General features: G+C 51.1%; 4 protein-coding genes. All 4 read right to left on the bottom strand.

What is annotated here, in order from left to right; translation table 11 throughout:
* Positions 1–2 precede the first annotated feature (2 nt).
* The 4 genes from BBD42_RS25620 to BBD42_RS25635 are packed head-to-tail and all read right to left on the bottom strand — an operon-like array spanning position 3 to position 13,081.
* Positions 3–7,691, bottom strand: a complete 7,689-nt coding sequence (locus BBD42_RS25620) for an SDR family NAD(P)-dependent oxidoreductase (protein ID WP_172455627.1) — start codon at positions 7,689–7,691, stop codon at positions 3–5.
* Between the two features lie 28 nt (positions 7,692–7,719).
* On the bottom strand, positions 7,720–10,275 hold the full coding sequence (locus BBD42_RS25625) for a non-ribosomal peptide synthetase (RefSeq protein ID WP_099520469.1): 2,556 nt from the start codon (positions 10,273–10,275) through the stop codon (positions 7,720–7,722).
* Between the two features lie 46 nt (positions 10,276–10,321).
* Entirely contained in the window at positions 10,322–11,047 is a 726-nt protein-coding gene (locus tag BBD42_RS25630) for a thioesterase II family protein (RefSeq protein WP_099520470.1), read from the bottom strand.
* Positions 11,048–11,056: 9 nt separating this feature from the next.
* Positions 11,057–13,081 (bottom strand): carbamoyltransferase family protein, encoded by a 2,025-nt coding sequence (locus BBD42_RS25635; RefSeq protein WP_172455628.1) that lies wholly within the window; start codon positions 13,079–13,081, stop codon positions 11,057–11,059.
* Positions 13,082–13,121: the final 40 nt, after the last annotated feature.

A 13,121-nucleotide genomic window follows, 5' to 3' on the forward strand; every position in this document is an offset into this window, starting at 1 on the left:
TCTCACCTCTCTTTGGAGCCAAGCTTGGAGAGCACCTGTTCAAGATCGAGCGCCCCATTATCAAGCTCGTCAAACATCCGGTTTAATTCGTCATCCTGCAGTGCCGTCCGATTGCTTACTGGAGCAGCTGCTGCGACCACCCCTGCTTGTCGCCGTTCGATATGCTTAGCCAGCTTATGAACCGTCGGATACTCAAACATATCGGTAATGACAACCTCTTCGGTGTAAAGCTGTGAAAGCTTCTGATAAATCTGCCGAATCATGAGCGAGTCAGCACCCATTTCGAAAAAGCTTTCGTGGATGTCGATCTCGGAAAATCCGAGCACCCCTTTGCAAGTTTGAGCGACCTGCCGCTCGGTCTCGCTGAACGCATCATGCTCGCTTCCAATCAGCTTAACCGCTGCGTATCCGGCAGATTTGGATGATCTTTCCGGCGCTTGCGCCAAACGTTCATTCAGCGCATCCAGGCTTGCCGTAATGTCGTCGGACAATTGAATTTCATAATTATGCAGCCATAACGCCATTCTGCTCTCCAAATTCAACTCCCCGATCAGTACGTTGCTTTGTCGCGTTTGCCATACAGCATCCAGCTCTTCCATCGCCCGGGCAGCCTGTATCGTTTTGAAAATGGTATCCGCCTGAAAATTGTGATCAGAAGCCATCCCTTTGTCTCGCCATGTCGTCCAATTGATCGTCAATCTTCTTCTTCCGTCGCTTGATGGCGCCGAACTATAAGCATCGAGGTAGGCGTTTGCCGCAAGATAGTCGCTTTGATAGCCAGTCTCGAACATCGTTGCAATAGAGGAATACATAAGGAAAAAATCAAGTCGATCTTGCAAAGTCAGCTGATCCAGCAGCCATGTGCCGTAGATTTTGGCACGAATGACTTGCTCAAACGTATCCAAGCTTTTCTCCATTATGGACTCGGTGCGGGCAATTCCTGCGCCGTGTACAATTCCTTTGATTTCCCCATGCGTTAGCCGGATGTGTTCCAGCATGGCTGCGGTTTCATCGTAATGGGATACATCACATCGATACAAAATCACTTCTGAGCCGCCGGCTTCGATCTCCCGAATGCTCGCGATTTTTTCACATAACTTACGATCCTCGTGGTTCAGCAAAATGCTATCCCATACCGGCCGATCAGGCAGTTCAGAGCGATTGACTAACACCAGTTTTATGCGGCCTTTGCGGCTTAGCCATTTTGCCGTTTCAAGGCCAATTCCGCCTGTACCGCCCGTTATCAAATAGACGCCTCCGGCTTGAACGGTCAGCTCTTTGCTGCTGGACTCATTCAGGCTGCTGCATGGCTCTAACAACTCGACATAGCGAATACCGTTTCGAAAAGCTACGAGTCTGGCGTCTGAATTTACCGATAATTCAGATAAAATCTCATCCAGCTGCACCTCTCCGTCCATGTCGATACTGCGGCAGCGTATATTCGCATGCTCTTTGGAAAGGGCTTTGGCTAGCCCAAGCAGCGGTGCATTTTCCGGTCGGAGCTGACGTTCTTCCCCCGTAATGCGGCTGGCATTTTCAGTCATTACAATGACTTCCGTATCGTGCTCGAAGCCGCAGGCTGCCCATGCCTTCATCAGCAGGAACAAGCTCATAGCGCCTCTTTGCTGGCTTGCTTTCAGCTCATCTATGCTGGAAATGACTCTCCCCGCCAGGCTACCGCAATGAATGATTCGAGCAATGCCTTGCTCCGCTTCCTCCTGCAATAGCTGACTATAACGGTCCAGCCATTTTGCTTCAATCGCACCCATCTCTTCTGCAGCGGACAAATCAGGAATCTCCGCTAACAGCACCTTCCTGCCCTGATCTCTTAACTCGCTGGCCAAACGCTCAGCAAAGCCTTCGCTGTCCTTGACGATTACCGTCACACCAGCAGCGGGCTCTGCCGCAGAAACGGCTAACCTCGCCTGCTGCTTCCAGCTCATCGTAAAGGCGGATGGCTGTTTTTTCATATCAGCAGCAGCAGCTGCCTCAGCGGAAGCTGCCTTGAGCAAAGTTTGCTTCGCAAACTTAGGAAACTCCGCCCAGCATTTCGTCCTCTCAAACGGATAAACTGGCAGTTGAACTTTGCCGTGGGTCTGTTCCGCATAGAACTGCTCCCACGAGATATCTGCACCCTGTACATAAAGCTGGCATAGCTGCTGTAACGCTTCGGTACGGTCCAGCGCCAGCGCCGGCGTATTTTCCAATGCCAAGACGGCTTGTTCTCCTTCTCGACTGAGCTCGCTTTTTCTCGCCTCTGTAATGTCGCCTGGGTTCCGAATGCTGCGCTCGTCGCTTACCGCCCGGTATTCTCCGTAATAAACACCCTCCATCGGAAGCGGGCTAAAGGTTTCCTGCTCGGCCAAAAGCTTCAGCTTTCTAGCCAGGTCAGCCGCATCGGCGACGATCAGGGCGAGGCGATGGGAATAATGTCCTCTTCCCGTATTCGCCGTATAGCAAATATTAGCAAGTGATCCGACGTTGCCATCCACAAAGCGACTGGCATACTGCCCTGCCAACCTTATAAGCGACCCTCTGCTAGCTGCGGACAAGGTCAATAATTGAGCCGAAGCTTTCGGCTCCTCTGCCTGTTCCGGTGCAGCGGCTTCCGGTCTGTACTCCTCAATAATCATGTGGCAGTTCGTGCCGCTTAGGCCAAAGGAGCTGATCGCGCCTCTCATCGGCTGCTCATCATTTTCCCATTTTCTTGATTGGGCGTTGATGAACAACGGTGAATCCTGCAGGTCGATTTTTGGATTCGGCGTTTGGAAGTAAAGGGTCGGCGGTATTTCGCGATGCTTGAGCGCCATGACAGCTTTTATAATGGAAGCCATTCCAGCCCCTTCATTCAAATGGCCAATGTTTGATTTGACCGAACCGATTGCACAAAACTGCTTTTTGTCCGTATAAGTCTCGATTGCCTGCTTCAGCCCGCTGAATTCGATTGGATCGCCAAGCGCTGTCCCTGTGCCATGCGCTTCGAAGAAGGCAATCGACTCTGGATGAATGCCCGCCTTCTCCCACGCCCGCGTAATAACGTCCGTCTGTGCTGCTGGATTTGGCGCGGTTATGCCCATAGATGCGCCGTCCTGATTAATGGCGCTCCCCTTAATAACGGCATGGATATGGTCGCCATCCGCCTTGGCTTTGCTAAGCGGCTTGAGTATAATGGCCGCTGTCCCTTCGCCGCTGCCTGAGCCATCGGCGTAGGCGTCAAAGGCGCGTGTTTTTCCATCTGTGGATTCAATACCGATTTTGTTATGCTCATGGTCAAACGGAATGAGAAACAGCTTGACGCCTCCAACGATCGCCATGTCGCAGTCGCCGCCCCGGATCGCATTGCTCGCCAAATGCACAGCAACTAAGGAGGAGGAACAGGCGGTATCCACGACCATGGTCGGCCCCTTCAAATCCAGCAAATGGGAAATGCGGCTTGGAAGCATCGCTGATACGTTGCCGACAATGGCTTCCGACATCATGACGGGGTCCACATCGGTGAGCATCTTCTGATACGAATCGCGAATAATGTTGGCAAACCCGACATAAATGCCGGTTCGGCTGCCGCGCAGCTTGTCTCCCCCATACCCCGCATCCTCAATGGCATGCCATGCCTTCTGCATAAACACCCTCTGGCAAGGGTCCGTCAAATTCGCTTCCTTGGGCGATATTCGGAAAAATCGGTAATCAAACTCGTCGATACCTTCTACAAACGCGCAGTCCATATAACCGGGATGTCCATCTGGAGCTTGCCCAATAGCTGCCAGATATTCCTCTGCGTATGCGCGCCGCTCTTGCGGGATAGGCCCCGTGCAATCTACGGCATTGCTGATGTTCGTCCAATATTGGTCAACCGTATCCGCTCCTGGAAACAGCGCGGACATTCCGATTATCGCGATATCATCATCATGCGCAGCAGGAACATGTGCAGCAGAGGCATGGCGCTTGACTGCTTTGTTATCTTCCTTCGTTAAAAATGACGCCAGCTTGGCTATTGAAGCGTATGCAAACAAGTCGGCGATGGAGGTTTGTCCCAAGTAACGCTGCTCGACAAGCTTATGCAGCCGGTGCAGCTGCACCGAATCCCCGCCTAGCTCGAAGAACGTATCGTGGATGCTCAGCTCCTCGTAACCAAGTACTTCCCGGTACAAGCCCGCCAGCGTCTGCTCCACTTCGGAGTAGGAGCCGTTTTTGCTGCCTAACAGCTTCACCTTCGCTTCCTGCATGGGCAGCGGCTTGCTTTGAACAGCCTGCTCACTGCTGCTGTCACTAAACATGATAGCTCGCAGCTTTTCTGGCAAATGGAAGACATCTTTGCTGAACAGCTCCAAACCGCTCGGGTTAGACGTGTTTACTTCCCCAATTAATACACGGGCAATATCCTTGCTGACGACTTTATCGAAGCCTTGGAGCGCTAACGTTGCAGGCAGCGTTTTGAAAATGCTGTCGATCGTTTCACTCGTTCCTTCTCCCATTCGCGCCCCATCCCAAACGACCCAGTTGATGGAAAGAGCGGGCTTGCCGAGCTTTCTTCTATAATCAGCAAAAGCATCAAGATAGCAGTTTGCAGCTGTATAATCGCCTTGCCCCATTTCGCCAACAAGCGCCACGCCTGACGAAAATAATACAAAGAAGTCGAGATCATCCTGCTCCGTTACTTTATCTAAAATCCAAGTGCCCATCACTTTCGGGTTAAGTACTTCCTCGAATACGGCTGTGTCCTTGCGGATGAGAAACCCTCTGCCCGCTACGCCCGCCGCATGAATGACGCCGTTTATTTTCCCATACGTTTGCCGCAGCCTCTCCATGGTGGCGCTCATTTCATCCAAGGAGGTGACGTTAAGCGAGATGCACTCCACTTGTGCTCCAGTGGCAGCTATTTCATGCAGCTTCTTAATAGTGTCATGCAGCCGTGATCCGCCATCCTGCTCCAAATACGAGGGCCAGTCCTCCTGCTTCGGCAGCGGGGAGCGGTTTAACAGCGCCACATTTATTTTCCCTTTGGACGCCAAATGCTTGGCCGTAAGCAGCCCGAGGTTGCCGGCGCCGCCTGTAATGACGTAAACGCCTTCCTCCTTAATGGAAACGGGATCATCGGGCAATTGCTCTACATCGGTCTCTTCCATTATTTCTGCAAAACGCTTGCCATCCCGATAAGCGATTTGATAGGTCGTTTTGTTACGGCCAAGCTCCGAAATAACTTCGCGGGCAGTTGTCGAAGCATCCATATCTATTGCTCTGCAAGTAATATGCGGATATTCAATGCCAATGACTTTACCCAAGCCGAACAATGGCGAGTTTTCTGGCTTCAAGCACGCTTCCTCACCGGTAACCCGGTTCACATAGTCGGCTGCGATAATGATTTCATGCTTATGCCCAACGCCGGCACTCAGGAGCGCTTTAGTCAAGTGGAACAAGCTGTACACACCTAAGCTTTGCCTTTCACTTAGCTGCTCCGCCGACATCATCCCATCGGGCCCGTTGCAGCAAAGCAGATGCAATATTTTCGTAAACCTCACATGTTTAAGTGCTTCCGTCAGTTTGTCGTAATCTTCCTCTTTCTCGCTGATCATGTAGGCTTGCGGGCTAACCACCTGATAGTGTGTCCCCCGTTTAACCTGTATGCAATGAACGCCTTCCTCCTCTAGCTGCTGGGTAAGCTGCTGCCATTCGCCCAAAATAATGACCGTTTCTCCCCGCATAGCGCGGGCGGGTTGATCCGCTGCTTCCTCTATCCAGTTCATCGTGTAATAGAGTGCGTTTGTGCGTTCAGCAGGCGCACGTTCGGGGATTTGCAGCCAGCTGCGCTTCCTCTCAAACGGGTAAACGGGTATATGCGCCCTTTTCGCCCGGCTTCCCCTGTACATAGCGGACCATCCAATGGCTGCCCCAGCGGTGTACAGCTCTGCGATTTGCTGTAGCAGCACTGGGCGCTCAAGTTCGGCAGCGGTTTTCAACTGTTTGACAAGCTGCTCCGCTAGCTGAACGAAAGGAGTATGATCGCCTGCCGGCTTCGCTGTACCGTAAGTGAACCAGGAAGCATCCAAGCCGGATAAGTGCTGCCGCTGTGCGATTAACTGCTTTAGCTTCCCTTTCAGATCCGCGATATTTGAAGCGACAATAGCTAAACGAATCGGATGGTGATCGCGTCCTGCTGCCAGCGTATAACTAATATCCTTAAGGCTGGCCCAATGTGCTCCATCAAAATATTCGTCCATATGCAGAAGCAGCGTATGCAGCGCTTCCTCGCTTTTTGCCGATAGCGGAATGATATAAGGCTGCTCTGGCGCGCCAGCCACCTGATCAACGTTCGCGGGCTGAGCGATATATTCTTCCAGCACAACATGGCAATTGGTACCGGACAAGCCGAATGAGCTGACACCGCAGCGCCTTGGCGCCTCTCCTTGAGCCCATGGCTTCTGCGACGTGTTTATGTATACTGGCGAATCAATAAACGGAATTTGTTTATTCGGCGTTTTAAAGTGAATGCTTGGCGGAAGCAGCTGGTGCTTTAGTGCCAGCACGGCTTTAATGAGCCCCGCTATTCCTGCGCAATCATACAGATGGCCGATATTCGTCTTCACGGACCCGATAGCGCAGAACTGTTTTTTGTCCGTATATTTTGCGAACGCTTTGCTTATTCCTTCAATTTCAATCGGGTCACCCAGCTTTGTCCCCGTACCGTGTGTTTCGATATAGGCAAGCGTTGCCGGATCAATGCCCGCTTCCTTCCAAGCCTTATTTAGAACGGCTGTTTGAGCGGACGGATTTGGAGCTGTAATTCCCATGGAAGCGCCATCCTGATTCACTGCGCTGCCCTTAATGACACAATAGATGGCATCGCCGTCCCGCTTAGCTTTGCTAAGAGGCTTAAGCAGAACAACGGCTGCGCCTTCTCCCATTCCCGATCCGTCGGCTTCGTCATCAAAGGCGCGGGTTTCATCGTCCGTAGACTCGATACCCAGCTTCGCATGATTTTTGTTTTGCGGAAGCAGGTTAATGCGGACTGCGCCAGCAATCGCCATTTCACAGTCTCCCTTGCGAAGCGCCTGGCAAGCCAGATCAACAGCTATGAGCGAGGAGGAGCACGCGGTGTCCACCGTCATGCTTGGCCCTTTAAGGTTAAGCAAGTAGGAGATACGGCTCGGAATGATGGAAGACAAATTTCCCGGCATCGCTGCTGATATCAAAGAAGGATCAACAGCTTCAATCATCTCCCGGTATACATAGCTTTCAACGTCTCCAATATGTCCGGCATACACCCCGATATTGCTGCCTGCCAGCTGCTGCGGCCCATATCCTGCATCTTCAAACACATTCCATGCTGCTTCCAGAAACACACGCTGGCGAGGATTCATCAATAACGCTTCTTTGGGCGGAATGTTGAAAAAAGAATAGTCAAATGCGTCGATATCCTCCAGATAGGCGCCGTTGGAGTAGGGGATTTCCGATTTACCCGAAAATCGGACAAACCGATCAGCATCCTCCCGGCGCTTTTCCGGAAATTTCGTGACGCAGCTTACCCCATTTTTAATATTTTGCCAGAATGCCTCTGTATTGCGGGCATTTGGAAAACGTGTGTAAATGCCGATGATGGCAATGTCATGGTTGCTCACTTCCTTTATCGCTGCCGTTGGCAGTTCGTCCTGGCTTCTTAGACGCAATTGCGTCAAATCCGGCGATTTCGTCTTCAACTTCATCCCCCTGTTCTTCAGCGGTTCGCTAGACCGAAACCTTATCGCTATTTTCCACGATGTCAGCGAGCAACAGCATGTATTGGGTAAAAAGCTCCTTTATTTTGTGCTCCTTCAGTTTTCGCGAGTTAAAGCCGCACAGCACCTCGACTTGCTCATCGTATTCTGCGAGCTCGATCACAAGATCAAACACTTCGAGCCATTGGCCTTGCGTGGATGAGCCATCAGCATGAATAACGAAAAGCGGCAAAATCCGAAGCTCCTCACTTTGTTGAATGCGATCCAAATCTTTAGCGGCATAGACGGATTCAACGCCATCGCCATTGCCGCTGCGGGCTTCCAGCTTCGTGGCAGCGAGCACCATTAGCGTCTCCAAGGAATCCACCCCGGCAAAATCGATGGTCAGAGAGCGGAACTGATTTTCATCAGCCGCCACTTGAACATGAATCATACCCTCACCGGATGCCAGCTTCAGCAAATAGAGAAAGCCGGACAACAGGACATGCTTGAGGTCCGTCTTTGCCTCATCGGCTATCGCTTGAAGCACCCTGCATGTTTCGCTATCCAGCTCAGCCTCAAAGGCTGAAACGCCCTGGCTGCCCTCCTTGTTAAAGTAGGCTTCATCCATACCAACGGACGGCAGGCTTAGACTGCCGCCGCGGTCGATAAATGCGGTCAGCTTAGCGATCGTCGGATATTTGTATAGGTCAGGAACGGATACGCTGAAGCCATGCCATTTTTCCAGCTCATCGGAAAGCTGGGTGAGAATAAGCGAATTGCCTCCGCTCTCATTAAAATGGTCGTGAACACCGAGCTCCCGCCCGAGCAAGTCCTGGCAGAGCCTCAGCAGCATCTGCTCGGTATTTTCAAAGGCAGCCTGTTTGGTCTTGATGGTCTCCATGTCATGAATGATGGAATCGAACTGCCCGCTTGTATATTGCTCGCCCAGCTTATAGCGCTGGATTTTTCCGCTCGTTGTTTTAGGTATCGATTTCACAGGGATTACATGGTCGATAAAGAGGCCCATTTTCCGGTGAATATGCTGCTTAACTCGGCTCGCAAGCTCGCAGAACGCCTCCAGATTTTTACCTCTGTACAATAGGAACAGGCACGCTTCCTCCGTATCCGCAGTCGTTCCACCCGTTCCACAGGCTGCCACATTCCAAAGCTCGACCCCGTCTACCTCCTCTGCCACTCGCTCAATATCGTGGGAGAAAACATTTTGCCCGTTGACGAACAAAATGTCCTTTGCCCTTCCGACAACGATTAGCCGCCCATTCAGCATAAATCCAATATCCGCTGTATTCAGCCACTCGTCTGCCTGCCTTTCAGCAGCTTCTGGTTCGTTGTAATACCCTCTGGTGACGCTCGGCCCTTTAATGAAAATGTAACCGACTGTGGACATCGGAAGCGGGCTGCCGTGCTCATCAGCAATCATGATTTCACAGCTTTCAATCGGACCGCCTACATCCACATAGAGCAGGCTGCCCGCTTCACCTCGCTTAAGCAAACGAACGGTCTCTCCAATCCGAAGAAATCTCCGGTCCACAGCCACATACTTGAACGGCTCGTTTTGCGGGGTAAAGCATACGCCAACCGTTCCCTCTGCAAGCCCGTATGCCGGCCTCATGGCCGTCTGCGGGAGATTATATTTGGCTAGCTGCTCCATAAAACGCTCGCTAATTTCCGTTGAAATAGGCTCGGCGCCGTTGCAAAGGCAGGAAAGGCCAGATAAGTCCCAGCCGTAGTCATGCTCAGAATCGTAAAAGGCCAAAAAATATTTATAGCCGAAATTAGGGCTGTACAGCCTATTAACGCGGTGTTTATTCGCCTTCTCTATCCAGAGCAGCGGGTTAAGAATAAACAGCTTCGTCCGCATAATAAACTGCGAGGATTGTGTAAAGGCATGCAATAGATGCATCGCAATTAATCCCATGTCATGCGTAAGCGGCATCCAGCTTAATACCCGTTCGCCAGCCTCGATATGCCATATTTTCTGCATGGCAGCGACGTTGGCCATCACATTGCTATGGGTCAGCACAACGCCCTTCGGATCGCCCGTCGATCCAGAAGAGAATTGAATAAATGCGATATCATCCGGCTCGGCCTCCATCAGATCCGCGCTGCTCTCTCCTTTTAAGGAAGCAATGTCGATGAATCTACTTTTAATGGCGTCCACGCTAGGAGCAAATTCTGGCTGCTCCTCTGCGAATGAAGCCATCCCCTTCATCGTCGCTTCACTGCCCATAAAATGCGGGGTGCTTAATTTGCCCCACACCTTGCAAACCTTCAGCTTCGTTTCATCATTGGTGGCTACGGTTACCGGGACGGCGATAATCCGCCCCAGTATGCAAGCCCAGAAAACTTCAAGAAACAGCCGATTATCCTGTATTTGCAATAACAGCTCGTGTCCTGCTTGTACCCCGTAATGACGCAAATCATGAAGGAGACATAATGAACGCTCGTACAGCTGGCGGTAGGAGACAAACTCCTCCTCGTCTGCCTCGTTGATAAATGTGATTCCCCGGTCAACCATTTCACGGTTTGCTGCGAAAATTTGATGCATGAGCCGGTGCTTGTCCATAACCGCTGGCTCACCCCCATTCGTTTTATAGGTTCAGCGCAAGGCTTTATGCTCTGGCTTCGTGCACACTGCCAAGCAATGTGCGATTAATATGCTGAATGACCGTATCAAAGCTGTCATTAATATAAAAATGACCGCCCATAAATTTGTGAACTGAAAATTCGCCAGTCGTGTGCTTGCCCCATTCAGCAAAATCGCGCTTGTTGACATCCCAATCTTTCACGCCTGTCATCGCATTAATGGCAATGGACAACGGCTCTCTGCTGCTGTCATAAACATAGGACTCCATTGCATAAAAATCGGCACGCAATATCGGTATAAAAGCATCCGCAAGCAGCGGGTTTTCAAACAGCTCCGGGGATGTTCCTCCCAGCTCCAGCAGACGCTCTTTAAGCTGATCGTCTGGCGTGCTTGGATTGACCAAATCCGGTCTCTGGATATGGGGAGCCCATCTGCCGGATACAAAAATCATCGTAGGGTCATGGCGTTGCTGCTCCCTCAGCTTATGCGATAATTCATAGGCCAGCATGCTTCCCATGCTATGGCCAAAAAAAGCATAAGGCCCATCGTCTATAATGCTGTCAATTTGCTTATACACGTCCTCAATCGCCTCATCAAAGGTATGGTACAAAGGATCTCTTGGCCGGGCGCCCCTGCCTGCAAGCTCCACAGGCACGAAATCGATTTGGTCAGAAATATGTTTTTTCCACTTGTAGTAGTACATAGACGAGGCACCGGCAAAAGGAAAGGCAAGCAGCTTCAGCTTCTTCATCCTGCTGCCTTACTGCTTAGCCGAGAGGGCTACTACGCGCTCGGATGGTTTGAGATGAACGAGACGGAGCGACCAAAGCTCAATAAAATGCTCTGCTATTTCCGGTTTCGTCAGCGTGGTGCCGCCCAGCTCATCGGCAAGCTCATCCAGCGATTTTTGGCCGTCTGAATGCTCAAGCATAAGGAATATTTCCTCCGGTATCGCTTTTTTGTACTTATCGCCAAAATGAAGCCGGACTTCATGAAGCGTGCGTTTCGTCCCGTCAGCGGAATAGCCGATCGATTTTTTCAATTCGGAATTGACCAGCCTCGTCGGCACCATATGCAAATAATCGGCCTTATCAACTTCCTTCTTATCCACCATATAATCGCCGATAGCCAAGTAGTGGATATTCGTCGTCAGGAAGCTTGCGATGGCATCCTCCTCCGAGTCTACGATTGGCTCAACATTGTTGTTGAACGACGTGTTCAGCAAAATCGGCACCCCGGTCAGCTTGCGGAATTCATTAATGAGCTCCCAATACCGCACGTTCGTTTCCTTGGATACGGTTTGAATGCGCGCCGTGCCATCCACATGGGTAACCGCTCCAAGCAGCGGCTGCTTATCCTCTTTAGTCATCAGCACGAAATTCATATACGAGTAAGGCGCTTTCGTCTGCGGCATTTCGTAATAGTCGCCCACGTATTCTTCCAAAATCGATGGCGCAAACGGCCGATAGCCCTCACGCTTCTTCACCATCTCGTTAATAATGCTCTTGTTCTCCGCCGGCCTAGGATCAGCAAGAATGCTGCGGTTACCTAACGCGCGCGGGCCAAATTCGGAGCGCCCCTGAACCCAGCCGAACACGGCCCCATCCGCAATTCGCTTCGCTGTCTCTTCAGCGATGTTATCCACCTTGCGGAAGCTGACGAAACGTTCCCAGCGGTTTAAAATTTGCTCCAGGCCGTCGTTGCCTTGAATTTCGCTCCCCCAATAGAGATGCTGCAGCTTCTCCAGCGACTTGTCAGGCGCAAATTTATTGGATACGAACAAGGCGCCGCCCAGCGCATTGCCTGCATCATGTGCAGCCGGCTGTACGAAAACTTCTTCGAAAAGCCCAGCATATAGTACCTTTCCATTCATAGAGCAGTTATGCGCTACACCGCCTGCCATCGCAAGCTTCGTATGTCCGGTTGCCTGCTGATAATGCGTCAGCATATGCATGACAATCGTTTCGAGCGCCTCCTGCAGGGATGCGGCCAAATCCATATGCTCCTGAGTAATTGGCCCGCCCTTCTTTCTTGGCGTCATAAAATCGAACAGCGCGGTAGACCAAGCCAAATTGATTTTGAATTTGCCTTCGGGAAGCAGGACGTAGGCTTTTCTCAGCATCCGTCTGAATTTGCTTGCATCGCCATACGGCGCGAGTCCCATTACCTTGTATTCATCGTGCTGGTGATAGCCCAGCATGCGGATAACTGAAATATAGAAGGAGCCCAGGCTATTTTCATTGGTAATCCGGTCAAGAATTTTGAAGCTCGTTCCTTCAGCGCTTATAATATAGCCGGCGTAGCCCTCCTGAGATTCTCCATCAATCGTAACCGTCAAGCTGCGGTCAAAGCCGGACATGAAATGCGCGCTGGCTGCATGGCAGATGTGGTGGTCAACAAAAACGATATTATTCGGGTCGTATTTCGTCCCATCAATCTGGTGAAAGAAGTCTACCAGCAGCTCTCTCGTATTTTTGTGCAAGGAATCGCGATAGAAAAACTCATCCCGGACTAGCAGGTTAGTCTCCTGCTCTCTTGTCGTAATGACAACTTTATCAATATCCGCGAATGTAATGCCGAGCCGCTTCAAGCATAAATGGATCGTTTGCAGCGGAGCCTTGCCGGTATGCTTCACCCGGTTCAGCCTTTCTTCCTCTGAGGCGGCGATTACCACCCCGTCTTTAATAAGAACAGCAGCAGAGTCGTGCGCAATTCCGCCGTAGCCAAACACCTTCAAATCCTCATGCGGCAATTCTATGCCGCCATTAAGACCTAATACTAGCATGTTCATCCTCCTATCTATTCTATTTACTATGTTTTCCTTC

It is taken from the genome of Paenibacillus sp. BIHB 4019, assembly GCF_002741035.1.
In the GTDB taxonomy this organism is placed as follows: Bacteria; Bacillota; Bacilli; order Paenibacillales; family Paenibacillaceae; genus Pristimantibacillus.